The 25712-nt window shown below is 47.7% G+C and carries 22 protein-coding genes and 1 tRNA gene; 8 read left to right on the plus strand and 15 right to left on the minus strand.

Annotation, left to right across the window (positions count from 1 at the left end; all coding sequences use genetic code 11):
• Positions 1 to 130: 130 nt before the first annotated feature.
• Both GC178_16210 and gap read left to right on the plus strand, forming a co-directional pair.
• Entirely contained in the window at positions 131 to 3025 is a 2895-nt protein-coding gene (locus tag GC178_16210) for a T9SS type A sorting domain-containing protein (protein ID MBI1289111.1), read from the plus strand.
• Between the two features lie 63 nt (positions 3026 to 3088).
• Positions 3089 to 4087 (plus strand): type I glyceraldehyde-3-phosphate dehydrogenase, encoded by a 999-nt coding sequence (gene gap, locus GC178_16215; protein ID MBI1289112.1) that lies wholly within the window; start codon positions 3089 to 3091, stop codon positions 4085 to 4087.
• Here gap and bshA read toward each other — a convergent pair.
• Together bshA and GC178_16225 are read right to left on the minus strand one after the other, a co-directional pair.
• Positions 4081 to 5217, minus strand: a complete 1137-nt coding sequence (gene bshA / locus GC178_16220) for an N-acetyl-alpha-D-glucosaminyl L-malate synthase BshA (GenBank protein ID MBI1289113.1) — start codon at positions 5215 to 5217, stop codon at positions 4081 to 4083. The genes gap and bshA overlap by 7 nt on opposite strands.
• 3 nt (positions 5218 to 5220) lie before the next feature.
• Positions 5221 to 6090, minus strand: a complete 870-nt coding sequence (locus tag GC178_16225) for a phosphorylase (protein MBI1289114.1) — start codon at positions 6088 to 6090, stop codon at positions 5221 to 5223.
• Between GC178_16225 and GC178_16230 the strand changes: the two genes are divergently transcribed.
• Positions 6041 to 7018, plus strand: coding sequence for a hypothetical protein (locus GC178_16230; protein ID MBI1289115.1), 978 nt, complete (start codon positions 6041 to 6043; stop codon positions 7016 to 7018). The two genes, GC178_16225 and GC178_16230, sit on opposite strands and share 50 nt — an antisense overlap.
• 30 nt (positions 7019 to 7048) lie before the next feature.
• Entirely contained in the window at positions 7049 to 7933 is an 885-nt protein-coding gene (locus tag GC178_16235) for a hypothetical protein (protein ID MBI1289116.1), read from the plus strand.
• Here the strand turns inward: GC178_16235 and xerD are convergent.
• Complete coding sequence (gene xerD, locus GC178_16240; protein ID MBI1289117.1) at positions 7918 to 8817, minus strand: site-specific tyrosine recombinase XerD; 900 nt, start codon at positions 8815 to 8817, stop codon at positions 7918 to 7920. The genes GC178_16235 and xerD overlap by 16 nt on opposite strands.
• 37 nt (positions 8818 to 8854) lie before the next feature.
• Here xerD and aroQ point away from each other — a divergent pair, with 37 nt between their 5' ends.
• Complete coding sequence (gene aroQ, locus GC178_16245; GenBank protein ID MBI1289118.1) at positions 8855 to 9286, plus strand: type II 3-dehydroquinate dehydratase; 432 nt, start codon at positions 8855 to 8857, stop codon at positions 9284 to 9286.
• Here aroQ and GC178_16250 read toward each other — a convergent pair.
• Both GC178_16250 and GC178_16255 read right to left on the minus strand, forming a co-directional pair.
• A complete protein-coding gene (locus GC178_16250; protein ID MBI1289119.1) occupies positions 9261 to 10265 on the minus strand; it encodes a glycosyltransferase in 1005 nt (334 codons plus the stop codon). The genes aroQ and GC178_16250 overlap by 26 nt on opposite strands.
• A 38-nt stretch (positions 10266 to 10303) precedes the next feature.
• Positions 10304 to 11884, minus strand: coding sequence for a GWxTD domain-containing protein (locus GC178_16255; protein MBI1289120.1), 1581 nt, complete (start codon positions 11882 to 11884; stop codon positions 10304 to 10306).
• 105 nt (positions 11885 to 11989) lie between these two features.
• On the opposite strand from GC178_16255, the gene GC178_16260 reads away from it, so the two are divergent.
• Together GC178_16260 and GC178_16265 are read left to right on the plus strand one after the other, a co-directional pair.
• Positions 11990 to 12074: transfer RNA gene (locus tag GC178_16260), tRNA-Ser, on the plus strand.
• 76 nt (positions 12075 to 12150) lie between these two features.
• The gene (locus tag GC178_16265; GenBank protein MBI1289121.1) at positions 12151 to 12510 is read left to right on the plus strand and encodes a CoA-binding protein; all 360 of its coding nucleotides are present in this window, start codon (positions 12151 to 12153) and stop codon (positions 12508 to 12510) included.
• An 18-nt stretch (positions 12511 to 12528) separates the two neighbouring features.
• Here the strand turns inward: GC178_16265 and GC178_16270 are convergent, their stop codons facing one another.
• The 8 genes from GC178_16270 to GC178_16305 form a co-directional block, all read right to left on the minus strand.
• Entirely contained in the window at positions 12529 to 13353 is an 825-nt protein-coding gene (locus tag GC178_16270) for a hypothetical protein (protein ID MBI1289122.1), read from the minus strand.
• Positions 13354 to 13469: 116 nt separating this feature from the next.
• The gene (locus GC178_16275) at positions 13470 to 13973 is read right to left on the minus strand and encodes a VOC family protein (GenBank protein ID MBI1289123.1); all 504 of its coding nucleotides are present in this window, start codon (positions 13971 to 13973) and stop codon (positions 13470 to 13472) included.
• Positions 13974 to 14582: 609 nt separating this feature from the next.
• The gene (locus GC178_16280) at positions 14583 to 16010 is read right to left on the minus strand and encodes an amidase (protein ID MBI1289124.1); all 1428 of its coding nucleotides are present in this window, start codon (positions 16008 to 16010) and stop codon (positions 14583 to 14585) included.
• 113 nt (positions 16011 to 16123) lie between these two features.
• Positions 16124 to 17248, minus strand: a complete 1125-nt coding sequence (locus tag GC178_16285) for a T9SS type A sorting domain-containing protein (GenBank protein MBI1289125.1) — start codon at positions 17246 to 17248, stop codon at positions 16124 to 16126.
• A gap of 69 nt (positions 17249 to 17317) precedes the next feature.
• Positions 17318 to 18487, minus strand: coding sequence for an MFS transporter (locus GC178_16290; protein MBI1289126.1), 1170 nt, complete (start codon positions 18485 to 18487; stop codon positions 17318 to 17320).
• A 21-nt stretch (positions 18488 to 18508) separates the two neighbouring features.
• Positions 18509 to 20527 carry an alpha-glucosidase gene (locus GC178_16295; GenBank protein MBI1289127.1) on the minus strand — a complete coding sequence of 673 codons (2019 nt, stop codon included), beginning with the start codon at positions 20525 to 20527 and terminating at the stop codon, positions 18509 to 18511.
• Entirely contained in the window at positions 20415 to 20597 is a 183-nt protein-coding gene (locus GC178_16300) for a DUF1508 domain-containing protein (GenBank protein ID MBI1289128.1), read from the minus strand. The genes GC178_16295 and GC178_16300 overlap by 113 nt, the downstream gene beginning before the upstream one ends.
• Before the next feature lie 87 nt (positions 20598 to 20684).
• Positions 20685 to 22412 (minus strand): T9SS type A sorting domain-containing protein, encoded by a 1728-nt coding sequence (locus GC178_16305; protein MBI1289129.1) that lies wholly within the window; start codon positions 22410 to 22412, stop codon positions 20685 to 20687.
• 132 nt (positions 22413 to 22544) lie between these two features.
• Between GC178_16305 and GC178_16310 the strand changes: the two genes are divergently transcribed.
• Positions 22545 to 23504, plus strand: a complete 960-nt coding sequence (locus GC178_16310; GenBank protein MBI1289130.1) for a PHB depolymerase family esterase — start codon at positions 22545 to 22547, stop codon at positions 23502 to 23504.
• 1 nt (position 23505) lies between these two features.
• On the opposite strand, the gene GC178_16315 is transcribed toward GC178_16310, so the two are convergent.
• Entirely contained in the window at positions 23506 to 25116 is a 1611-nt protein-coding gene (locus GC178_16315) for a T9SS type A sorting domain-containing protein (protein ID MBI1289131.1), read from the minus strand.
• Between the two features lie 61 nt (positions 25117 to 25177).
• On the minus strand, positions 25178 to 25648 hold the full coding sequence (locus GC178_16320) for a hypothetical protein (GenBank protein ID MBI1289132.1): 471 nt from the start codon (positions 25646 to 25648) through the stop codon (positions 25178 to 25180).
• Between the last annotated feature and the right edge of the window lie 64 nt (positions 25649 to 25712).

Below are 25712 nucleotides of genomic sequence, written 5' to 3' on the forward strand. Positions count from 1 at the left end.
CACTTGAATTTCAACTCGTTAGAACTGTAATTTATTGCCTCATTTTTGGCTCAATTAAGCACGGAAAAGGCACGTTCGCCCCTTGTTCTTTTTCTATATTTGCCCACCGATGGTTTAACAAAACTTAACGTTGAGACCATTCATTCAATACATTATGATGATGAAAAAATATCTACTGATCACCACACTTCTTTTTTCCGCAATCGGTGTTTTTGCACAGAGCTATGAAAAGTGTGGTTCAAATATCGTTTTGCAAAAGCAGTTGCAAGACCCTGAGGTGCGCGCTCGCTACGAGGCTTTCAATGAAGCAGTGAACAGATACGTGGCCGACCCTAATGTCCGAGTTGAAAGAAATGAGCAGGGCGTACGGATCATTCCGGTGGTGTTTCACATCCTTCACGGAGGAGGTCCTGAGAACATCAGTCTCACCAAGGTTCAACAGCAGATGGACGTGTTGAATGAGGATTACAGAAGATTGAATCCTGATACGGTGAACACGCCAGAACGTTTTTACGGTGATACCGAGTACACGCATTTTACCTTCAATTCCGACTCCATTGCCGCGTTCGTTACCGATTCATCTTACATCAGACTATATAATAGGTACGATGAGGATTTCGTCTTCCATTTTAATGATGGTTCTGGAGGTCTTTCAGATTCGTTGGCCCAGGATTTTGCTAACGTTATCGAGGTGAACATTTCGAGTAATGCAGATACTGCTGCTTTGGCAACAGCATTGGCAAATGCAGTGAACGCGCAGAATGGACTCAGCGCGGTTTATTCACGAGACAGCACCTTTATCCAAGCACCTAACTTTACGGTTGATGGAAGTGAGGTTGCATCGTTGGATTATACCTCAGAGCATACTTTCACTACTTCATGGAATGGTACTGACACAGATACTACATGGTCTGATACATTGGTTGTGGTGCTGTTTGAAAATTCTCAGGATCCGTTATTGGCCACAGATACGCTCTATGTTTTTCCAGCAAATGTTACATACGATGTGTTTGACGGAAGCGGCAATGTGGTAAGTACGCAAGGCTTTACAGCTGAAGGGTCACTTACCCTGACTCACACGGAGATCGTGATGGTGAGCGGGCCTCACCGAGTTGATGTTTGGACAGATGGTCTTGGATATGTCACCGATGTTTTCACATCTCGTCTGCTCGAAATGAGCCCAGGAATAGACCAGCAGGGTAGTTACATTCCGGCTGATTGTAATATCGAATTCCGATTGGCCACCAAAGACCCCTTGGGAAACTGTACTGACGGGGTTGTGAGAGTGTTCACATCAAAGACGAATGATGCCAATGACGGAACAGGTTTCAAGAGTGTAAGCTATTGGAATGCGTACAGCTACTTGAACATTTGGGTTGTAACGAATATTGATATGGATTTGCAAGGGGGGTACGTACTCGGTTATGCTCAATTTCCGAATTCAGGTCTTCTGTCAACAGATGGTATTACTGTCATTGCATCAAACATAAATACGCGTAATAATGGTGGTCGTACAGCTACACACGAAGCTGGGCACTGGTTCAACCTCAAGCATGTTTGGGGAGATGCAGATTGTGGTTCTGATGATGTTCTCGATACTCCGACCGCTCAGAATCCAAACTTTGGTATTTGTGGCAACAATCCTGCTTACATCGGGCAGTTCGGTGGTTCTTCAACCTATTATAGTACCCCTTATAACGTAGGGGTTTGTGATCCCGATAATCCTGATGGAGAGATGTTCGACAATTACATGGATTATTCTGATGATGTATGCATGAATATTTTTACACTTGGGCAGAAAGCGCGAATGGATTACACACTGGAAGGTGATGCAACGAACGCAGGGTTTCGCTCATACTTGATTTCTCAGGAGAATTTGGTGAATACTGGGGTTGCAGACCCATATACACAGCCCGATTGCGCACCAATAAGCTTGTTTTACTTCCAGCAGTCAAATGATTTTACAACTCAAAAGATGATCTGTGAAGGCGAGAACGTTCGGTTCTTTGAAGGTGCCTACAATGGAAATGTCGACAATTATGATTGGACCTTTGATGGTGGTACACCAGCCACATCTACAGATGATAACCCGATAATCGATTATAACACACCTGGTGTTTACGATGTTTCTTTGACGGTTTCAAATGCGGTTGGTTCTGACACAAGAACGGAACAGGATATGGTCATCGTAAGTTCAGCGACTGCTCAATACCAAAACTCTTGGGGTTATGTTGATAGCTATTGGTCTGAGCAGGGATTCTTGGATAACTATGTTGTGTTCAACCAAGATGGTTCGGACAATAAATGGGAATGGTTTGAAGGGCCGAAAGGAGGATTCAATAGTGATCAATCGGTTAGAATGTTCAATGTGGATAATCTTGTGGGAGAGATAGACGAATTGATATCGCCTTCTTATGATCTTTCTACGTTGGATAATCCAACGTTGCAGTTCCGATATTCAGGAGCGGCCATTGATAATACTCCGAATGATGAGTTGCGCATCATGGCCTCAGACAACTGTGGTGCAACTTGGTCCACAAGACAGTCGTTCTCTGGGTTTGAACTTACAAACGCGGGTCTTGTGTCTCAAAGTTACCGTCCCAATACAGCAAGTACTTGGTCAGATGTAAGCGTTGGACTTGGTTCATTTGCCAACAAGTCAAATGTTCGTATCAAGTTCCGCTGGATCTCTGGAGGAAGAAGCAATAACTTCTACATTGATGACCTGACACTCTCAGGAAGTCCGTTGGGAATGGAAGACCTTGAACGTCAGATTGATCTGAGTTTGGCTCCAAATCCAACTACAGATATGACAACTGTTACCATGAGTTTGCCAGAGGCAGCCACGATTAACTTGGAGATCATGGACGTTCTTGGTCGTGATGCAAAGACAATTTTCACACGTGAAATGTCGAACGGAACACACCGTTTCGATGTCAATCTTTCCGGTTATGCGGTAGGTGTTTACTACCTGCGCATCATGGTTGATAATGACATGGTGGTGAAAAAAATAGTTAAGAATTGATATTGAACGGTCTCAGTTGACCGAAGCCTCCCGATATTCGGGAGGCTTTTTTATTTAAAGGAAATGGATATGATTCGAGTAGCCATAAATGGATTTGGGAGAATAGGCCGCGTGACCATGCGAGCATTACTTGCTAAGAAGAATGTGGAGGTGGTTGCCATCAACGACCTTACTGATGTTCGCACGCTGACACATTTGTTCAAGTACGACTCGGTCCATCGCCAATTTTTAGGAACGGTAGAAGCTTTGGAAAACGGGATTCGCTTCAATGGAAGCGAAGTAAAGGTGTTCGCGGAACGTGACCCGTCCAAGCTTCCTTGGAAAGAGATGGAAGTGGATGTGGTGATCGAGTCAACAGGCTTGTTCCGTTCGCGTGATACAGCTTCAGCTCATCTGAAGGCAGGGGCGAAGCAAGTGGTCATTTCGGCACCTGCAAAGGACAAAGACATCCCTTTTGTGGTGCTTGGTGTGAATGATGCGGATGTGGATCTGAAAGCGGAGATCATCAGCAATGCGTCATGTACGACCAATTGTGCGGCACCAATGGTCAAGGTTTTGGAGGATGCCGTACACGTTGAAAGCATTTTCGTGTCAACGGTGCATTCCTATACGGGAGACCAGCGTTTGCACGATTCACCGCATTCGGATCTGAGAAGAGCACGAGCAGCGGCCAATTCCATCATTCCAACATCAACGGGAGCAGCAAAAGCCCTCGGACGCATATTCCCACACTTGGAAGGACATCTGGGTGGTGCCGGAATCCGAGTTCCTGTCATCAACGGTTCGTTGACCGACCTTACGTGCATCGTGCGTTCGGACATTGATGCTGAAGGCGTGAATGAACTTTTCAGGAATGCGGCAACTTCGGGATTGAAAGGAATTCTTCAGTACAACGAAGACCCGATCGTGTCATGCGATATCATCGGCAACCCGCACAGTTGCATCTTTGATGCGGAGCTTACCTCCGTGATCGGTAAAATGGTGAAAGTGGTAGGCTGGTACGATAATGAGGCAGGTTACAGCAACCGCTTGGCCGACCTTATTGAACGAATAGGTCAATGAACGGCTACATTGCCGATCACTTTCTCGTATAGGTTTTCGTAAATTGGAATGATGGCGGATTTTCGGAATGTTTTCGCCTTTTCGAACGCACCTTTTTTCAGGTTCTTCATGCGCGTTTCATCTTGAAGCAGTTTCAACGTGTTTCGGGTCATGTCGGCTACATCTCCGACATTGCTCAAGAAGCCAGTTTCTCCATGAACGTTGATCTCTGGAATTCCTCCCGTATTTGAGGAAATGACAGGAACTCGCGAAGCCATTGCTTCCAATGCGGCCAGTCCGAAACTTTCCGTTTCTGAGGGAAGCAAGAATACATCGGCCACGGAATACACTTCTTCTATGTTCTTGAGCTTGCCGAGGAAATGAACGTCTTTACACGTTCCGAGTTCTCTGCAAAGTGCTTCAATTTTGGGGCGGTCAGGGCCATCGCCAGCTAAGAGAAGTTTACTCGGAATCTCCTTTCGAACAGCTGAGAATACTCGGATTACATCTTCCACTCGCTTGACCGGACGGAAATTGGAAGCATGCATCAATATCCGCTCACCGTTGGGTGCAAAGGCCTTTTTCACGCCATCCGCCACGCAGCCCTCATACCTCGAAATATCGATGAAGTTGGGAATGACCTCGATCTCGCGGTTCACACCAAAGTGTCGATACGTGTCTTGTTTCAGGCTTTCAGAAACAGCAGTAACCGCATCCGATTGGTTGATGGCAAACGTAATGACGGGTTCGAAGGAAGCATCTTTTCCGACCAACGTGATATCGGTTCCATGCAATGTGGTAACGAACGGAATGTGAATGCCCTGCGACCGAAGGATCTCTCGTGCCATGTAAGCGGCCGAGGCATGCGGAATGGCGTAATGCACATGCAGCAGATCGAGACCTTCGTGCTTGACCACATCCACCATTCTGCTGGCAAGTACCAATTCGTAAGGCTGGTAATCGAACAGCGGATAATCGCTTACGCGAACTTCATGGTAGTGCAGATTGGAAATGAAATGATCGAACCGAACGGGAAGGTCGTACGTGATGAAATGCACTTCGTGCCCTTCGAGCGCGAGCTCTTTTCCCAGTTCTGTGGCAACTACGCCACTTCCACCGAAGGTGGGATAACAGACAATTCCTATTCGCATCGCTTATGTCAATCTTTCAACCAGAAATCCGATGAGTTGTTCAACCGATAGGTCGTGATTCTTACTGTACTCTTTTCGGAACCGATTGGCAATGATGGCGCATACCGTGGCACATTCGTGGCCGAGTGCTTTTCCCAGACCGAACAGGGCAGAGGTCTCCATTTCGAAATTGGTGATGCGGTTTCCCTGAAATTCGAATTGGTTCAGCCGCTCATTCAGGTCAGGTACGGTCGGTTTTAACCGAAGCTGTCTGCCTTGTGGGCCGTAAAATCCGTTGGCGGTTGCGGTCATTCCATGGTAAGTTCCATCTCTTAAAAGCTCGAACAGTTTGCTGGATCCCGAAACGATATATGGCCGAGGGAACTTCGGATGCCAATCGGTCTGACGGATGAATTCATCGGTCAGTTCCGTTTCTTCCACCGCATCACTTTTTGCGTAGTAGTTGAACACGCCATCAAAACCGATTCCGTGTGTGGAGAGTAGGAAACTATCGACTGGAATATCCTCCTGAAGTGAACCGCTGGTTCCCAGCCGTATCAGGTTCAGGCTTTTCTGTTCAGGTCGGATGGTTCGGGAATCGAGGTCGATATTGACCAGCGCGTCCAGTTCATTCACCACAATATCGATGTTATCGGTTCCAATTCCAGTTGAAAGTACGGTCAGCCGTTTGGAACCGATTCTTCCTGTGTGCGTCACAAATTCGCGTTTCTGACCACTGAATTCCAATGCATCGAAATACTTGGAGATCTTACCGACACGGCCTTGGTCGCCAACAAGAATAATGGTGTCTGCAATGTTTTCGGGATGCAGATCGAGATGGTAAATGGTTCCACTTTCGTTCAAAACCAATTCAGAATCTGCAATACGTTCCATACCCTCTTATTTTTACCTTTGCGGCCGCAAACTCAAAACTATGAATAATCAAGACAAACCTGGGACTATCCTTGTTCCGATAGATTACTCGGAACAGTCCATTATCGCGCTTGAACAAGCAGTAAACCTGTCGCGGGTTTTTGTGAGTGAGATTCATGTGTTGAACGTGGTGAGTGAGGAATTTTCGCTCAGCAAACTGTTTGATGATAGCGACAAGGCTGAGTTTGAAAAGCGTGCGAAAGCCAAATTGGACGCGTTCATCAAAGAAAAAAGCGCACATTTTGGTGTTGAATTGCATCCGATTCAGGTTCATGGGAAGATCTATGAGCAGATCGTGAATTCGGCTGATGTCATTGATGCACAGTTCATTGTAATGGGAACTTCGGGTTCATCAACCCTGAAGAAACGATTCATCGGTTCCAACGCGTTGCGGGTGGTGCGCGAGTCGCACAAACCTGTTATCACCATCAAGGGAAAGCATCATCGAAAAGGTTGTCAGAATATTGTACTGCCTCTTGATCTTACGAAAGAAACGAAGGAGAAAGTGGCCAAGGCCATTGAGTTCGCCAAGCGCTTCGGTGCCATTATCCGTGTAGTTTCTGTGCTGATGACCAATGACGAGTTTGTGGTGAACCGATTGACACGGCAGTTGGATCAGGTGAAAAAATACATTTCTGAACAAGGGGTGGATTGCACAGCCGAGATCGTGCGCGATACAAAAGGTGCCAATTCACTTGACGAGAGCATTATCGATTACGCCAATAAGTGCAAAGGCGATATTATTATGATAATGACCCAGCAGGAGCAGGATTTTACCGATTATTTCATCGGTTCCTCTGCCCAAGGAATTATCAATAACTCAGATATTCCCGTGCTGAGTATCATTCCTTCACTTAAAAAGGACACTTCTGTGTTCACGCCCTACTGATTCTAACCATTTAACCTTAAAATTCCAGATATGGAAACTGAATTCAAGATCTCTAAAATTGCTGTACCTGTTGACTTTTCAGACACGTCAAACGTGGCGGTGAATCACGCTATCGACATTGCGAAACGCTTTGAAGCAGAATTGATTTTGATCCATGTGCTGGAAGAAGGTGCCTATCAGGGGATTTTTGCACCAAGCAAGAAAACAGAGTACGGTGAGTTGGAATCCGCACAGTTGAAACTTCAGGATGACAGTCGCGAACTGGAGCAGAAAACGGGTCTCCGCGTGGCGCATTTTGTAATGAGTGGTCGAATCTATGAAGAGATCGTGAACGTTGCAAAGAACCAGGGAGCAGACCTGATCGTAATGGGAACGCACGGAACCTCTGGGTGGGAAGAGTTCTTTGTAGGAAGCAATGCGTTCCGTGTGGTCACGCAGGCTTCGTGTCCTGTGCTTACCATTCAGGAAAATGCATCCAAAGAAGAATTGAAGAACATCATTCTCCCGATCGATAGCACGCCAGAATCTCGCCAAAAGGTGAAGCATGCTGTGGCGTTGGCCAAGAAGTTCAGTTCAACTATTCACATCGTAAGTCTACTTACTGAAGACACTCCAGAGTGGCGTTTTGATTTTGAGAAGAAGGTGAAGCAGGTGACCGATTATTTGGAGCGTGAAGGGATTCCGCATACCGAAACGGTGGAAACGGGAAGTAACCTGGCCACAATGACAATGAATTTTGCAGAGGCCAAGGAAGGCAACCTGATCGTGATGATGACAGAGCAGGAACCGAACGTAACAGGTTTCTTGGTCGGTCCGTTCGCGCAGCAGATCGTCAACCATTCAAAGATTCCCGTTCTGAGCGTTTCTCCCGAAAATCTTTACGACACCGATGATTCGTTTCACGCCCTTGGGTGAAACTGAATGATATTGGACCGTAGATAATCGCGGTCCAAATGCGTGTAAATTTCTGTGGTGGTTATGGATTCGTGTCCGAGCATGTCCTGCACGGCACGTAGGTCGGCTCCGCGCTGGATCAGTTCTGTGGCAAAGCTGTGTCGTAGCGTGTGCGGACTGATGTTTTTCTTGATGCCTGCATTTCGTGCTGCTTCCTTCACAATATTGAACACCATGACACGCGAAAGCGGTGCGCCTCTTCGGTTGAGAAAAACATGATCCTCAGCTCCTTTTTTTATCAGTAGGTGAATACGCACTTCGTTCAAGTAGGTTGAGATACGTTTGCTTGCCATTCCGCCAAGCGGCACCAGTCGTTCTTTGCTTCCCTTCCCGAAGATTCGCATAAAACCCTCATTGAAGTAGATGTTGCTGATCTTCAGGTCGGTGAGCTCGGAAACGCGCAGTCCAGAGCCGTAAAGGGTTTCGAGAATGGCACGGTTGCGTTCTCCTTCGGGTTTGCTCAGGTCGATGCTGTCGATCATGCCGATCACTTCCTCGTTGGAAAGTGTATCGGGCAATTTCCGACCGATCTTCGGTGTTTCCAGCAGTTCGCTTGGGTCGGCCTCAATTTTATCTTCAAGCAAAAGATATTTGTAGAAGGATCGTATTCCGCTCACCATGCGGCTTTGTGTGGTGGCGCTCAATCCGATCTCAGAGATCTGCTGAATGAATTTTCGAAGCGATTCGGTACTCAGCCCCACGGGGGAATCGGCTGCCAGTTCGGCTTCGGCAAATGCTTGCAGGTGATGAATGTCGCGTAAGTATGCTTCCACCGTATTGGCCGAAAGTGACCGTTCCAGTTGCAGATAAGTTTTGAATCCTTGAATTGCCCGTTGCCAAAGCATATCCGAAGTTATATCTTGCCCAAGCATTTGCTTGTCTATGAGAATCTTAGTTATCAACGGTCCGAATTTGAATCTATTGGGAAAGCGTGAGCCTTCGGTTTATGGTTCGCAGACGCTTGCGGATATTCTGCTGGGATTGCGGGACACTTTTCCCGAAGTGGAAATAGCTGATTACCAGAGCAATGTGGAAGGAGAACTCATTGACCGACTACAGCAAGCTGATGGTTCGGTGGATGGAATTGTATTCAACGCGGGAGGCTACACGCACACATCGGTGGCTATTCGCGATGCGATCAATGCCATTTCAACTCCTGTGGTGGAAGTACACATGTCGAATATTGCGGCCAGAGAGGAATTCAGGCATATTTCCCTGATCGCAGGTGTCTGTGTAGGAACCATCAGTGGTTTTGGAGCCGATTCTTATCGACTTGCAGTAGATGCGCTTAGAACTTATCTGAAAGCTCGCTGAATTTCTTTTTCCCTTTCAGGAAGTGTTCTACAACAATACTTCCGTGGTAGATTCCCGTCAATGTTTCATACTTGCCAGAACGTTTTCCAAGCGTCTTCCTCAAACGAGAATACACGGCCATGTGAGCCCGGAAAATCGCCCAGAAATCCTTTGGGTTGCCTGAAACGAGGAACTTAAAAGCCGCTGCGCCATCCAGTACCATCCGAACAAGAACAACAGGCAGCAATTGGCCTTTCGGTAGATTTTTCAGTAGAAGTTCCAGTCCATTTCTGAAATTGAGGAATGTCTTGAACGGGTTGGATTTTTGAAGCGTTCCGCCACCAACATGGTAAACCACGGATTGAGGTTCTACCATCACCTTGTACCCAGCACGTTTGATGCGCCAGCAAAGGTCTATTTCTTCCATGTGTGCGAAGAAATCGTCATCCAACCCGCCTAATTCTTTGTAGACCGAGCCACGCACAAACATGCAGGCGCCCGTTGCCCAAAAAACTTCGCGGGCGTCATTGTATTGGCCATGATCTTCCTCTGTGGTTTCGAATATCCTGCCTCGGCAGAACGGATATCCGAAACGATCAATAAATCCGCCAGCGGCACCTGCGTATTCAAAGTAGGTTTTGTGGTCGTACTGTAGAATCTTGGGTTGACACGCGGCAATGTTCCGATCTTTATCCATCAGGTCAATGATGGGTTGAAGCCAGTTTTCAGTCACTTCAACATCCGAATTTAGAAGCACGAAATACGCTTCGTTGAGGTTTTCCAACGCTTTATTGTAGCCTCCGGCAAATCCGAGATTGCCTCCCGTTTCAATGAGTTTTACTTCGGGATGATGTTCTTGGATAAATGAGACAGAATCATCCGTGCTTGCGTTATCGGCCACATAAACCGTTGCCTGCTGTGAGTATTTCACAACAATTGGAAGGAACTTCTCAAGAAATGACTTCCCGTTCCAATTGAGGATGACGACCGCGATTCGCATGGGCGACTAAAGTCAACAAACGGTTGCGAATTGCAAAATCAATACGGGTTGTCGAAAAACTGACGCGAGCGGTTGCCGTAGCTCGCTGGTGCATCCTCCACATCCAAGTTGATGGTCTGCGAACTTCGCTTATGCAGATCGTAATTCCAGCGCACATTGGTGATCTCATTCTTAGCATCGGAATGGATCAAAATGAAATCATTGGTCCCTTCATTTATCTGCGCAAAAATGAACTTCTTGTTGCTTTGGTTGGCGTATAGATGATCGCGCAGCACATAGTAATGCCAGATCTCATAAGGATAGGTGTCAGGCTCAAAGTAATTGGGCGAAATTGTATTGGGCGGCCCGTACTGTAGATAAACACGACCGCGGTCCGTATCGTAGCCTTTCTTTTGGTTGGTGGAGTAATTGGCATTCACCTTCTCCACCTGTTCCCAATATTTCATCCAAGCACCTTCCGGATCGGCCTGATTTCTTTTCAGCCAGAAATAGTAAAGGTATTTTCTCATCATCGTCAGATCATTGTAATTGATCCGCTGATCGATGTATGTTTTCTCTTCCTGGTTGGAAATGGGGTGGAGGCATCGTATGTATTCCTTCAGTTCTTCGGGACGGTTGTACTTGCCAACAAACGTCAGCTCGATATTGTCAAGATTCACAACTCCAGAATCAAGGTTCACATAGTCGGGTTCCATTATGGGGTTGGTGCGCTGGAACCCCATGATCTGACGTTGCAGAAGCTCGTTTTCCGAGTCTTTCAGTTCTATCACCAGATTGTAGCTGCCAGTAGGAACTTTTTCGAGCGAGAAGGAGTGAAGCACGGGAATCACTTCGGTTCCATCGTGCTTAATGAAACTTCTGAGTCCTTCCATCACCTTACCGGTTTCCTGATTCTCAACGAACATGTCGATCAGATACTTGTCTATGTTCGCTTTATCTTTGAAAAGGCTGCCGAGCGCACGCTTTTTCTGAGTGGTACGCAGATCTGTATTGTAAATCTCTGCATAGAAGGAGATGCTGTTTCTTGATTGTGGAAAATAGTTGGATGTATACGGAACGAGGTCATATCCATTTTTGGAAAGAATGTTCTCCGTAGTTGTTTTACCATAAGAGTCCACCAATTCCACATCGGAGATGAAGAAGTTGATGGCTTCGGTCAGACCTCCAGATGCCTTATCGATGGTTGCTGAAAAATCGATCGGCTTCTCCATTTTCACATCCTGTTTCACTTCCACCGTAAGTTCTTCCGGGTCTTGTGCGTCACGCAATTTCACCACCAATTGGTAATCACCTTTTTCCAGTGGTATTCGCTGCACGGAGATAAAGTCTTGCAAAAGTGAATCGGATTTTTGCATTGGACCTTCCATTTTGAAGAGGTCATCATATACAGACCGTCCTTCTTTCAGTACTTGGTAATGCAAAACAACTTCCGAATGAAAACCATTTTCGGTTTCATAGACTTTCAGTGTATTGCCGCTGAACTTGAGGTAGGTTTCGAGATAAGGGCCGTCTGCAGGCGAATTGAAACGCGCCATGGCCAACTCTGCTCTCAATTGCTGTGCATGTGACCGTGTGGTTGCAAAAACGATTAGAAGCAGGAATAGAATCCTTGTTTTCATACTTGCAAAGTTACCAATACGTGTGTTCGAATGGAAATTCCACCTGCACGATCTTGCCGATAAATAACGGTTCTAACGGAAGAAAATTCTATTACTTTTGCGCTCGGAGAGATGGCAGAGTGGTCGATTGCGGTGGTCTTGAAAACCATTGAGGGTAACACCTCCGGGGGTTCGAATCCCTCTCTCTCCGCAAACCAAGCAGATTCCTCAGCCTTTTAGGCTGGGGAATTTTTGTTTTGGGATGTTTTCTATCACTAAACAGGAAAATGAAAAAGAAAACCCTCGTTGTTGGAGCCAGTCCTAATTCAGCCAGATACGGCTACAAGGCGGTCAGTCGCTTACGGCAATATGGGCACCCTGTTTATGCCTTCGGTATCCGAAAAGGAGTAATTGGCGACACGGAAATCACCGATCAATGGCCGAATGAAGCGTTCGATACTGTGACGCTTTATCTCAATCCTCAAATTCAAAAGGAATATTACGATCGTATTTTAAGCTTAAAACCCAAGCGCGTCATCTTCAACCCGGGAACGGAGAATCCTGAGTTCTACAAGAAACTGGAAGCGGCAGGCATTGAAGTGGAAGTGGCCTGTACACTCGTGCTTTTGAGTGTTGGGAGTTACTGAATTGTTCAACTTGATATGTCAACAGACCTTATCTTCGGGTATGACCAAAAGCGGTATTCTTGTTCTTACGGTCATCTGCGTTGTCTGGCTTCCCTTGAACAGGGCCTCAAAGAATCCTGCCTTATGCGAGACCATTACAAGGAGATCGGCCGGAAATCGCTTCAGACCTTGAATAATACCATCATCAACCCTTGGGCTGCTGACGTACTGGTAGGAGTGTTCCACATTTTTAAGGATCTTTTCCATTAACAACTCCAGTTTTTCTTTGCTCTCTTTTTCCCTCTCATTTGTCAAAACATGTAGAAGTTGCAATTCGGCATTGAATGCAGATACGAATTCCTTGAGAACTCCTAACCCGCAGTCTTCTCTGAGATAAGACGACTCGCAGGCATACATGATTCTTTGGATACCCTGGAAAGTGATGTCGTTGGGAACTACCAACAGAGGAAATTGCATAAGTTGAATGGCAGCAGTGGTGGTGTTTCCGAACCATTTATATTCCACCAAGTTACTCTCAATGCCCATCACAACCAGATTCACCGCGTGTGTTTTGATGTATTTACTGAGACTTTCAACCGTGTCATCCTTTCCAAGTTCGTAATCGACCTTGATTTTAAAGCGACCCTCGGTTTCCAAGGCCAGTTCAATCAACTTGGTTTCGCTTCGTTTCACCAGATGGTCTATGTCGGAGGCGGAAGCAAGCGAGTTGCTGGAATGAATGTTCAGTTTATAAACGTTAAGCAATATGAGTCTTGCATTGGTCTTCTGAGCCAATTGAGCAGCATACTCCAAAGCGTTATTTGCCGGGACAGAATAATCGGTAGCAACAAGAATTGTCTTCATGGTTAGGACTGTTGAAGCGTCAAATTTCCGTCAAAGATGAATGCAAGTCCCATGATGAAGATCAGAAGCGCGAATGATGATGGCCAAGTTTAGAAATAGACTGGTTTGAATCCTATTCAACTGGGTTCCCAAAGTTCTATCTTATTTCCCTCAGGATCCATTACATGTATAAACTTGCCATATTCATAATGCTCTAAGCTATCTACTATGGTCACACCGTTTTGTAAAAGTCTGTCAATTAGGGTTTCAATGTTCTGAACTCTGTAGTTGATCATGAACGCTTTTTCAGAAGGTGCGAAGTAGAGATTTCCACTTTTGAAAGGGGTCCACTGCAATGAATTTATCACTTCTGGATTACTCATATCCCTTGATTCAAAACTTGAACTTCCCCAATCGTTCATCTGCATACCCAGATTCTTAGCATACCACTCTCTGGTCTGCTTCGGGTTGTCACAAAAGAAGAAGATACCACCGATGCCTGTGACCTTTGGTGTGGTGTCAGCCACTACCACGGCTTTCGATGCCGCTTCATTGTTTCGAACTGATGGTTCAGTAGGAGTATTGCATGCTACCACAAGCATCAGGAAGAGTACAGGTGTCAAACGGTACATTGAGTTCATTTTCAGGTCGGATTTCGTAGTTTGGAACAGGCTGTGCCAGCCTTGAAAATTGGCTTCAAGGTAGGAAGAACATCTATGTTCTGGCAACTAATTTTGGGGCGATCCAATCATCAATTGACCAAATCGTACTCAGGTCATTTCCAGCCTCATAACACTTGCCTTATGCAATTGGAAGAGGTCCGCACAATTGAACAGGAAAACGCTTGGTTGGTATTTTCATCTGTACTTTACGGTAGCGATCCGATGTAAATCCGCCCCCCATCGATCAAGAGATACGCGATGAGTTCGATCCGGGTGTCAACCGTGTATTCAACGAACAGGCGGTTATGGCTGCTCGATCGCATAGATGATCAAATTGCTGCCAACATGCTTTTAGATACCGCTAAGTATTGGCTGGCAGCATGCGGCAAGGAGGCCATGGACGGTCCCGTGAATTTTGGCTAACGCGATAAGTTCTGAGTCGTGCTCATCAAGACCCACGCCACCTACCGTTACCTGTTCGATAGGAAAAAACCATTTGAAAGGTGTCCCATCATTGGGGAGTATTGATGTAATGTCTACGTTGGAAAAGCTTAGGACGCCTGACGCAACGGTTATTTTTAAAACAAGTTACTCCCAGATCCTCTTCCAAGGTTTAGCTGCCTCCAACTGGTAGGCAATGTCCAATAGGATGGCCTCCTGCCCGAGATTGGCAGAGAGCATCATGCCCATGGGTATGTCCTCTTGATTGTAATGTTGTACAGGTAGCGAAATGGAAGGGCCACCTGTGGCATTATGGTAAGGCGTAAAGCAGGCCCATTTTTGGATGCGCTCGAACAGTTCTTCGTATGGTAGCGACATGCTCAGGTAGCCGATGGCAGGCGGAACATGCGCAGTAGTAGGAGTGAGGATCATATCCAACTGAGAGCGCTTGAACATTCTGCGGTACTGGCGGAATGAGTTGCGAAGCCTTACGATAGAAGCAGCGGTCTTGGCCTTGTTCTGACGAAAGTGTTCGGCCAATCCAAGCGTGAGACCTGAAAGCTCGCTGGGTTCATATTCCTCACCGAAGACCTTTTTTCCGTAGCGTTCGAAGTAGAAGCCACCAACACTCCACAGGTTGGCAAAATCGTCAATGAAACGGTCTTTCAACGGTAGTTCGAACGGAACCACTTCATGTCCCAACGATTCCAACAGCTTGGCCGTTTCCTGCAGGCCTTTCATGGTATCGGCATCCGCACCCAAACCTTTCAGAGAATCTCCTGTAAAACCAATGCGATACTTACGGTTGGATGGACCTTCTATCAGACCGATCTCGGGCAACCGCCTGTTCTTGTAATACTTTTCTGCTTCCGCATAGAAGTAGGCGGTATCACGAACCGATCGGGAAACAACGCCATCAATGGCAATTTCCACAGGCTGTCGCTTGAACTTGCTTGCCTTGAGCAGTCGTCCACGGCTTGCTTTGAGACCGACAAGTCCGCACGCTCCCGCAGGAATACGGATGGAACCGCCACCATCTGCCGCATGGGCAATGGGCACAACTCCTGCAGCCACCAATGCGGCCGAACCACCAGAAGAACCTCCTGCTGAATGATCGGTGTTCCACGGGTTGCGGGTGGCCTCACCATTGGTGAATTCTGTGGAGGCCGTAAACCCGAATTCAGGCATGGTGCTCATACCCAGATTCACAAAACCCTGTGCAAAGATCTGCTTGACGATCGGGTCGGTATCTGTAGCTGCTTTGGGAGGACTTGAATAGGCTGAAGTTCCGTGATGCACGGCAACGCCTTTTAAATGCACCATGTCTTTGAAGAACATAGGCACACCCGCAAACGGGCCTTGTACGTTCTTGGCCTCTTGCTTTGCGCGGTCATACAGTTCCGTTACAATGGCATTGATCTGCGGGTTTACCGACTGTGCACGTGCAATGGCCGCTGCCACACTTTCTTCGGCACTTATCTCTTTTTTCTTGATGCGATCTGCGAGTGCTGTCGCATCGTCTTTTCCGAGGGCATCGTCCGTAAAGGCGTGCACCTTCTTTCCTTCTTCACTCATCTCTCAAATCGGGGTTGGGAGCGCTATGATAGCACAACGCAGACTTAATAGCAATAGGCTCAAAAGAACCTTAAAGAATTTGAAACAATTGCGTACGAAAATCTACAGGCTGCTCAGTCTTTCACCACTTTTTTACGAATGACCTTCTCGCCATCGGTGATGGAAATGAAATAGATGCCGCTGTCCCAATTACTCATATCAAGCGTTTGTCGGGTGGAAGTGATGGCTGATGAATACAGCCGCTGCCCTGCCACGTTATGGATCTCGCAGAAACCGTTGCCGTCAGTTGTTTCCAAGGTGATGGTTCCAACGGTCGGATTCGGATAGAGGTTGATGTCGGTTTCGTTCAATTCTTGCACCACATCTGTCGGTGTTTGCGCCCACACATCGGTGATGGGAGTGACATTGGCGCTGTTTCCGCAGTACGAAAGTCCGTACACGTCCTGCATGGTTCGGAGGATATTGTAATGCGTGATGTTCTCATCGTAATCTCCACCGATCACATTCTCGCCAATAAAAAGCGTCATGATGCGGTTTGAGTGGAGCAGGTCGTCTTCATCGAATGTAAGGATGAAAAGGCTGTTATGCGTCTTTGCCCATTGGATGTACGCATCCAGGTGATCCTGAAGCCACGTGTCGCCATTGCTGATGGCGTTCGGAAGCAGCACAGGATTGTGCATGTCGTGTGCCAGGTTGGGCATCACAAAACTCACGGTCGGGAGGTTATTGAAATCGGTCGGGAAACTGGTCAACGGCTGATTGAGCGCAGCAGGAATACCATTGCCTGGAGAATCCTGCCAATTGACCCACGGGTTATGCTTTCTGGCGTAATCTCCGCTTGTCTCTACATCCGATCCAACCGCAGGAAGATCTTCCGAATAGCCGATGAACGTATAGTTGCTGTCGAGCAACTCAGCACCGAGATTGGGCGTGGTGAATGGAAGACCGCTCGGAAGATTGTCGTCCGTTACGCCTTGGTCGGCTCCAGAAAAAAGCATGATGTAATTGGGCTGACTTGGATGCGCCAATCCGTGTGAAGAAGTGAAATTGGCCGTGTGTGGGTCTGAAAGCAATGAGTTGACATACGGAGCGAAGAATGAACCTTCGATATTCGTGTAGGCGTGATTTTCCATCACCACAATGACCACATGGTCGTGTTGCGGAATGGTTTGGGCATGGACCGCGTAGTGGGTGCCAAGTCCCATGGCGAGATAAAGAACAGCGGAAAGATGTTTCATGGCCGAAGTTTTAACAGATGTAACAAATGTAAGGGCATTCGAGCAATCCGTTCATTGCTTCAGCATGCCTTAGGATTGTGTCCGTGTGCCAAACAAGAAATACAGGGTAACGCACGCAGTGGCAATGCCCGTCACCAGCATGGTGGTCGAAGCTCCGAATTGATACCAGAGCAGACCGGCCATGGAACTGGCCGCCATGGTACAAAGGCTTTGAAAAGCGGTGAAGGTGCCAATGGCCGTAGCCACATCCTTCTTAGCCGAAATGTTGCTGATCCATGCTTTGGAGACGCCCTCCGTGGCAGCCGCATAGATACCGTATAAAAAGAACAGCAAGCCGATGAGGTAGTTGTTGGCGGCCACGCTCATACCAACATATACTGCTGTAAAACACATCAGTCCAAAAACCACCATGCGTTTAAGACCGATGCGATCGGCCACCATGCCGAGCGGAAAGGAGGCCAAGGCGTAGATGAGGTTGTAGAATATGTAGGTACCAATGACCCACGTGTCGGTCAGTCCTGCTTCTTTCGCTTTCAGCAGCAGAAAAACATCCGAGCTGTTGAAGAGCGTGAAGATCAGAAAGCCGGTCACCACCTTCCGATAGTCCGAAGGACTTGTTCGCCAGTAGGCCAGAAAACTGAAAAAGGACGGTCGGGCCAAGTTTACTGCTTTGGGCTGCTTCCTTTCTTGTAGGAGGAAGGATGCCAGCACGGCCAATAGCCCGGGAAAAAAGGCCAGAAAGAACAGCATGGCGTAGTGCTGCGGGTAGAAGTGCAGATACACCAGCGCAAGGATCGGACCGATGACAGCCCCTAAGGTGTCCATGGAACGGTGGAACCCGAAAACACGGCCCTTGGTCTGTTGTGTGGCCTCTTCAGAAAGGATGGCATCGCGTGCTCCTGTTCGGATGCCTTTTCCAAAGCGGTCGGTGGTGCGTGCAAAAAAGATCCATAGTGGGTGCGCCAACGCGGCCATCAAGGGTTTGGAAATGGCACTCAATGCGTAGCCCAGTTGCACAAAAGGCACGCGTTTGCCCATGTTGTCTGATAGCTTTCCGAAATACCCTTTGCTCAGCCCTGCCGTGGCCTCGGCCATTCCTTCAAGCACTCCGATAAGCACCACCGAGAATCCGATCGACTGCAGGTAGATGGGCATGATGGGATAGAGCATTTCGCTGGCCATGTCGGTAAAAAGGCTCACCAGCGAGAGAATCCAAACGGTTCGGGTAATGTGTTTCAAACTACGTGATCGTTGGCGGCATCATTTTCTCCAAAATACAGCTGGCGTGCCGATAGGTGCATAAACCTCGTTCCATCTGCCGCCCATAAATTCGGTTCCAGTAAGATAATGCACCCATGTTCCTTCGGGGAAATAGCCGCGGACCTTGGTCTGTCCGCGTTCCGTGATGGGAAGCACCAATAGGTCATCGCCTACAAAGAATTGCTTGTCCGTGTTGAGGCAATTCGTGTCTTCGGGGCATACCAACCACGGATGTCGGATAACGGGAATTCCCGTTTCGGATGCTTCTTTGATGAGTTTCTTGAAGTACGGTTCCAGTTCCTTATGGATCTTGCCGAAGCGGGCAAAGAACTCCTGCGTTTCATCATCGGTGTAATACTGAACCATGTCGTTGGGAAGCAACCCTTCGTGCGTTCGGAAAATGGGGGTGAAGGCTTCAAACTCGATCCAGCGGAACAGCACTTCCTTATCACGCAGATAGTTTTTAAAGAATGGGAACTTGAGCGCGGTGTAACCGCCAACATCCGAATGGTTGATGGCCATGCCGCTCAAACCCGATGAGATCATGGCATTGACGGCCGATCCCAATCCATCGTTCTCGCCAAAATCGACCATCTGATCGCCAGCCCAAAAGAGCGTGGAACTACCTGAGGAACCTGTAAACCCCGAACGGGAGAAGAAAACCACTTCGCCCAGTTTACCCGCCTCTTCAATGGCTTCTCGGTTCACTTTGGCCCAATCGGCTGCAAAACGGTTGTGGTAATCTTTCGGGTCTTGGCCAGAATGGAGTTTGCAGTCAAACGGCAGCCACTCGGCAAAATCGGCCATCCAACCGCTCAAACCGTTTCCGATCATGTTGGTTTTGATGATGTCTTTGATCCACTCACGCGTAGCGGAATTGCTCAGGTCGATGATGTAGCCTTTGAAACCTCCGAACGGAATCAGGTAGGGCGAACCGTCTGTGCGGTGAACGATGTAGCCGTTCTTCAAGGCGTCATCGGTCATGTCGGTTCCTTCCAATAGAAACGGATTGATGTAACCCAAAACCTTCACATTCTGCGCATCCATATCCGCGCAGAACTGCTTAAAATCGGGATAGGTGATGGTGTCAGGTTTCCATTCCCAGCGCAAGCGCGAACCAATGTTGGTCTTTTTCTTTCCCACCCAATCCTGAATCCAAATGGCAGAAACGGGATTGCCGTAACTCTTGGCATCCTTTACCAATTGTTTTACACGTTCCGCGCCTCCTTGAATGCCCAGAATTGTTCCATACGTCCAATCGGGCAATTCGGGCATACGGCCCAAATGGGCGGTCACTTTTTGAATGAGTTCCTTCGGTGAATTCGCCTCCCAGCTTCGAATTTTTATTTCATCATCATGCACACGGAAGGTGATCTTTCCATTTTCTGTCAGATCGATCTCTGAGTAGCAATCGTTCTCAATGAGAAAAGCGGAATTGTTTGAAGAAAGAACTAACGGGACAGGGCAATAGGTGCTCCATTCATGGCCGCCAGCGCCAATCAAATTGGCGGTTCTGGTTGCGGGTTGGTCACCACGACCAATGCCATTCTCTTCTACAATAAACGGAACGTTCTTGCCTGTCAGTTCCACGTGGCTGAACTGCTCGCCACCCCCGAAAAAATGCGCGGAACTATCTACGGAAAGGGTCAGTTCCGTGATATTGGTCAGAACGAAAGTGTTTTTCGTAAACACATGGATCCGACCATTATTCTGCTCAATAATCGGCTCAGCGGTCAATGCCTCAAGATGTTTCTCTTTTACCTTGTACGACCCGAGTTTTCCTTCGTAAAGGAGCTCACCACGGTAGAAAACCGCCTTGGCAGATCGGTCTGTGGCTTGCTGCGCCCAGACAGCAATCGGCAAAAGCGTCAGTAGCAAGAATGTCAGCCGCATGTAAACAGCTTGGTCAATCGAGTTCCTCGATTGGCGAATTGGCTGCAACCTTCTTAATGGCCTCAATGCCTGTAATGCAACTTTGCTTGGTGGTGTAGCCTTGGCTGGCGCAGATGATCTCGCCATTGGCAGCTTTCAGTCTGAAATAATAGTGGTCGTCATGACCTTTGAATACTTGAAATTTTGGGTTTTCCATGATGAAATGATTTTTGGATTGTGTTTTCCCGCTGACCAAAAATTATATTGCCGTATTGCGAAGTGGCACGAGCTGCGTTTAATCGGTTTATTGTTTAAGCACTTTCATATTACGGATAGTACCATTTGAACTGACCCACTGGAGAAGGTACAGTCCATTACTCTTCGGTAGCTCAAGGTCGAGAAATTTACCTCGGCCTTTTCGGGCGACCAGTAAAAGGGATCCGAGAGGGTTGTACACATTTACCTGTCCTGTTTCGTTAAGTGTTTCAAAGGCAATACGCACGTGGCCATTAGTTGGATTTGGGAACACCGACAGCATTTTGTCCATCTTTTTCGTTTCCTGTATTCCGCTGATGGTGTTGTGGTCTAATCTCTGCAAGAATATGTCCTCTATGGTTCCAGCAGTAAGATTGAATATGGCCTGACCAGGGTCGAAGTCACCCGTTCCTTGGAAATAACCTGAGGAAAGCACATTTCCCATTGGATCTACATTCATCGAAATGCCTTGGGTGGTGGAACTGGAATCATTTGAAAAATTCAATGCCCATTGAAGTGCCCCATCTCCGCTGTACTTGACGATGAAAACATTTCCATCTACTACCGAAAGGCTGTCGGTTCCGATGTTAGGATTGAAATCTCCAGAAGTGATAATGCTTCCAGCCACATAGATGTTGCCTTCCGTATATAGTTCCATATCTCTGTAATTCCCATTTCCAGGGTCACCAAATTGGTCGACCCACACGAAATTGCCTAAAGCATCCAACTTCAGCAAATAAGTAGCTCCTCCTGCGGTGAGGGTGTTCTCAAGCTCATGCACACCCGCATTGGGGTCGAAGTCTACCGTATTGTTGAACCAACCGATGGTGTAACAACTGCCTGCGTCATCAACTTGTATGGCTCTATCGCCTCCGGTCTGTTGAATGCTCCCATTGATCACTTTGGCCCATTCAAAACTACCCGATGGGTTCAATTTAAGTATGAATTGGCCACCGAAGATAGATGGTGCGGTCAGTTCTTCGAGTCCGCTTCCAGGGTCAAAATCCACCGTTCCCAAAAGCAGTCCGGTCAGATAGATATTGTCATCGGCATCGGTGGCTATTGAGTAGCTTCGGGTTGATGTAGTGGTTACATCGATTCGTTCGGCCCAAACGAAACCACCTGAAGTATCAAGCTTGGTGATGTATATGTCGTCCGAGCCACCTGTGATTACTGAGCTGTTTGAACTTGGGTCAAAATCTACAGTACCACCAAAGACTCCAGTTATTAGGAGGTTACTCGATGCATCCAAAGTAAGAGAGCTAGGGCTATTGTTGCTTGGACCGAATTCCTTTGCCCAAATGAATTGACCGTCTGCGTTCAATTTCAGTATAAACGTCAACGCTCCTCCAGAAGTATTGAGAAGATAAGCGGTTCCATTTCCAGGGTCGAAATCAGTTGAATCCATGCTGAAGAAGCCCGTAACATATACATTTCCTGAACCATCGGTTACAATGGAGGAGCCTTGGTCATACGAGTCGCGTCCAATTCGGCCAGCCCAAGCAAAATTACCAGCAGAGTCAATCTTGGAAATGAACATATCACCGAACCCGCTATCAGTAAAAGGGGAAGTGTTTGGTCCTGGATCCAGGTCGACCGTTCCGGTAATGGCTCCTGTCAAGTAAAGGTTACCCAGCGCGTCCGTTGTAGAGGATAGGATGAAAATGTTGCCGTTCTCATTGCTCAATTGCTCTGCCCAGCTCAGTACGGGAGTTTGGGCAATGGTTGATACGGTAGTAAGCAGCCAAATTGATACGAGGAGGCATCTTGTGGTCATCAATAGATTCGTTTGCAATTGGTAAGAAACACGGCTTTAAGATTAAAACAATACAGTTGAGGCATCTGTATTCATTGTCTAAAGTTATGGATGTCTCCTCACTTTTCTCAGCTTTGCCGTTGAAGATCTGATATGCTGCGCCTCGTTTTCTCATTTTTCCTTTTCTCCTTTTTTCTGACATCTCAGGCGCAGGACATGCCTGAAATTGAAAACTTCGGCAAGAATCCCGGTAAACTTCGGCTGTTCGTCCATGTTCCAGAGAAACTTCCCGAAGGGGATGTTCCGCTGGTGGTGGTGCTGCATGGCTGCAACCAGGATGCGCACGGCATGATGCGACTGAGCGGTTGGAACAAACTGGCGGACGAGAACGGTTTCATCATCGCGTATCCCGAACAGAAAGGCACCAATAACATGAATCGCTGTTTCAACTGGTTCCATGGAAAAGACACCGAACTGGGCAAAGGCGAGGTGGCCTCGATTCATCAGATTGTGGACTACATGAAAGCCAATTATCCGATCAATGCGAAGCATGTTTGTATTACGGGTGTTTCGGCAGGCGCGGCCATGGCGGTGACGGCTGCGGCTCTGTATCCTGGTGATTATTCGGCCGTGGCTTCGTATGCTGGCGGGCCTTACGGTTCGGGAAATATCGTTTCAGGTGTTGGAAGCATGTTCGGTTGGGTGGACCGCAAACCGTGGGAATGGGCAAGAAGGGTTCGGCTGGCCAATGACGGCTACCGTGGCGAATATCCGAAAATGATCATCCTGCAAGGAACGGATGATCCTGTGGTGAACCCGATGAACGCCACGGAGATCATGGAACAATGGACCGGACTGCATCAGATCGACCGCGATTCGGTCACCGTTAAAGAGAATTTTCAGAATAACCCGAAGGTGATACGGAGTTCATGGTCGGAAGGAGAGAAGGTGGAATCCGTGGTGCTTTACGAATTCAAAGGTTTGGGTCATGTGTTGGCCGTGGATGTCGGAAATGAAAAAGACCAAGGCGGTAGCGATGGTCTTTTCTCTGTGGATATTGGTTTTCATTCCACGTATTGGGTCGCGAAGGAATTTGACCTTATCGCTCATTGAGCTACCGCGTAACAACCACGGTGGCAGTTTTGACAAACGCTCCGTTGCTGAAACGAACCGTGTAAGTGCCTGCATTCCAATCGCTGCATTTGTAAAGCAGGTTGGCAGATTTATCTTGTTGCAGATTCAGGTTTTCAGAAAGCACCAGACGGCCAGCGCTGTCCACAACCTCCAATGTTGCTTTGGTGCGGTATGCTGCGCGAACGCCAACGGTCAGCACATCTTTGGTCGGGTTCGGATACACCACCACGTGAAGCGCAGCTTCGTTTGACATGGTTGTGCCTTCAACGCCCGTTGTTCCGGTACGGTTAATGAACACTTTGAAGAGGCGACCACTTGCCCAACTCTGCGTGCCATCGTTAATGAAGAAAATGTTCTCTGCCGAACTTTCAATGCCACCGTAAACGTAACCTACCAGCGTAGGCTGATTCATGGGCAAAGCATTCAACTCCAAAATTTCACCGTTTAAAAAGTTTACATTTTCTGATGGAATGAACTCCGCCCCAGAGCCAAGGAAACCGGGCATTTGCAGCTCCAATTGTGTTTCGTCCATGCTGCCATCGCCATGGCGCGTTACCAAACTGATGGTTTTGACAAACGGAACCGCATCATCATCGATCAGGTTACCGGTAGTGGTATCGTAGCGATAACGGCTCATTCCACCGAAGAAAAGCGTATGCATTTCATTGGCGGCCTGATCGTAGATCGGCAGATTGGCCGAATGATATTGATTCAATAGTTGATCGAAGTTGTTGTTGACCGAATATCCGCTTGCGGTCACATCAACCGTGTTGTGCCACGGCAGGTCCACATCGTGCTGAAAAACACCCGAAAAGGCCGTGAATCCTTCTTCGCCATTGGGAAATATCTGGCTGACCAGATTGTAATCCCTTCGGTGAAAATCGGCCGCATCCACCGTTTCGGTGTAATTGGTAATGTTCAAGGTTGTTCCATCATCTTCAATATTGAACTTGCGAATGGCCTCCGTGTAGTTCTGGATAAATCCGGGACCTTGGTTCGGCCCCATGGGGTTGTAACGTCCTTCAAAATACTGACCGCAAACGAGGTAGAAGGTGTTGTCAAGCAATCCAAGGTAGCTTCCGGTAACTGCCATGTTTGCATTGTTCACGTATCTGAACTGATCGGCCATTCCGTTTCCGCTGATGATGCGGTCCATCACGGTCGGAATGTTCACTGCAGTGAGATAGGCGTGTGTAATATGGTCTCCGGCCGTTGGACTGTAGCCGTATCCACCAATAATGTAAAGCACCGTATCGCGTTGGGTAAACGCCATGTTTGTGCTCTGCAACTGTTCGAATATGGGGGTTGGAAGCGCTGAAATGGAAGCTGACCAGTGTTGCAGGTTCACGGGGTCGACCACATAGGCCACCAGGTTATTGTCTTCTGCCAAAAATGTGGCCCACGGTTGCCTGCGGTGCAGTCCATCGGTCCGGCCACCGATAAGAAGCCATTTGCCATTGTGCTGCCCCACCACAAACGACTGAAGCCCCGGAGCATTCGGCAAGGTGGCTTCTTCAATACTCAGTTCGAAATTCGGTTGAGCGAGGACACTTGTAGAAACAAGCATCCGCACGTAAAAAAATAGCTTCATAGTTCAGAGGTTTGAAGCGAAATTACCTCGCACCCAAACCGCAGAACGTGACGGTTATCACCTATTGTGGCCGGAGGCTTTGAAACTCGCCCGTTACCTGAACGAAATTGGCCGTGAAGGAGTAGTTTCCGGTCAGACAGCCGTTGCTAAGGTCCATATCGGTGATGGTCACCGTACCTGTTTCACCCGGACCGGTGAAAAGCGCATTATTGTTCGAGTTCGGCCCCATATACATGGCGCGGTGCGGGTCAAGTTGTCCTTTCAAAGGATAAGTTCCGATGGAATCTCCCTCGAAAATAATGGTGACGATATGTTGTCCGCCTCCGGCCAGATCGTGTCGGAAACCAAGCGATTGGTAGATGCCGCTGCTGGTCCAAACAGGCGTATGGGTAACGGTCAATGCCGTTCCATCCACCACAAAAGAGGCGGTCGTATCCAGTTCCAAGCAGTCCTTGTCTTCGTTCTTTTTGCACGCGGTCATTGCCAAGGAGACAGCCAATGCACAGAGTAAGATGATGTTGAGGTTTCTCATGGTCGGTAGGTTTTGAATACAAATATGTCGGTTCGGAATTGGAACGACATCCGTTGATCCACGT

Source organism: Flavobacteriales bacterium (assembly GCA_016124845.1).
In the GTDB taxonomy this organism is placed as follows: Bacteria; Bacteroidota; Bacteroidia; order UBA10329; family UBA10329; genus UBA10329.

What these genes read in the sequence shown, in the direction of transcription:
- gap (MBI1289112.1), top strand. Translation starts at nt 3,089, where the DNA reads ATGGATATGATTCGAGTAGCCATAAATGGATTTGGGAGAATAGGCCGC.
- bshA (MBI1289113.1), bottom strand. Translation starts at nt 5,217, where the DNA reads ATGCGAATAGGAATTGTCTGTTATCCCACCTTCGGTGGAAGTGGCGTA.
- GC178_16230 (MBI1289115.1), top strand. Translation starts at nt 6,041, where the DNA reads ATGGTTCCACTTTCGTTCAAAACCAATTCAGAATCTGCAATACGTTCC.
- GC178_16225 (MBI1289114.1), bottom strand. Translation starts at nt 6,090, where the DNA reads ATGGAACGTATTGCAGATTCTGAATTGGTTTTGAACGAAAGTGGAACC.
- GC178_16235 (MBI1289116.1), top strand. Translation starts at nt 7,049, where the DNA reads ATGGAAACTGAATTCAAGATCTCTAAAATTGCTGTACCTGTTGACTTT.
- xerD (MBI1289117.1), bottom strand. Translation starts at nt 8,817, where the DNA reads ATGCTTTGGCAACGGGCAATTCAAGGATTCAAAACTTATCTGCAACTG.
- aroQ (MBI1289118.1), top strand. Translation starts at nt 8,855, where the DNA reads ATGAGAATCTTAGTTATCAACGGTCCGAATTTGAATCTATTGGGAAAG.
- GC178_16250 (MBI1289119.1), bottom strand. Translation starts at nt 10,265, where the DNA reads ATGCGAATCGCGGTCGTCATCCTCAATTGGAACGGGAAGTCATTTCTT.
- GC178_16255 (MBI1289120.1), bottom strand. Translation starts at nt 11,884, where the DNA reads ATGAAAACAAGGATTCTATTCCTGCTTCTAATCGTTTTTGCAACCACA.
- GC178_16265 (MBI1289121.1), top strand. Translation starts at nt 12,151, where the DNA reads ATGAAAAAGAAAACCCTCGTTGTTGGAGCCAGTCCTAATTCAGCCAGA.
- GC178_16270 (MBI1289122.1), bottom strand. Translation starts at nt 13,353, where the DNA reads ATGAAGACAATTCTTGTTGCTACCGATTATTCTGTCCCGGCAAATAAC.
- GC178_16275 (MBI1289123.1), bottom strand. Translation starts at nt 13,973, where the DNA reads ATGAACTCAATGTACCGTTTGACACCTGTACTCTTCCTGATGCTTGTG.
- GC178_16280 (MBI1289124.1), bottom strand. Translation starts at nt 16,010, where the DNA reads ATGAGTGAAGAAGGAAAGAAGGTGCACGCCTTTACGGACGATGCCCTC.
- GC178_16285 (MBI1289125.1), bottom strand. Translation starts at nt 17,248, where the DNA reads ATGAAACATCTTTCCGCTGTTCTTTATCTCGCCATGGGACTTGGCACC.
- GC178_16295 (MBI1289127.1), bottom strand. Translation starts at nt 20,527, where the DNA reads ATGGCGAGATCATCTGCGCCAGCCAAGGCTACACCACCAAGCAAAGTT.
- GC178_16300 (MBI1289128.1), bottom strand. Translation starts at nt 20,597, where the DNA reads ATGGAAAACCCAAAATTTCAAGTATTCAAAGGTCATGACGACCACTAT.
- GC178_16305 (MBI1289129.1), bottom strand. Translation starts at nt 22,412, where the DNA reads ATGACCACAAGATGCCTCCTCGTATCAATTTGGCTGCTTACTACCGTA.
- GC178_16310 (MBI1289130.1), top strand. Translation starts at nt 22,545, where the DNA reads ATGCTGCGCCTCGTTTTCTCATTTTTCCTTTTCTCCTTTTTTCTGACA.
- GC178_16315 (MBI1289131.1), bottom strand. Translation starts at nt 25,116, where the DNA reads ATGAAGCTATTTTTTTACGTGCGGATGCTTGTTTCTACAAGTGTCCTC.
- GC178_16320 (MBI1289132.1), bottom strand. Translation starts at nt 25,648, where the DNA reads ATGAGAAACCTCAACATCATCTTACTCTGTGCATTGGCTGTCTCCTTG.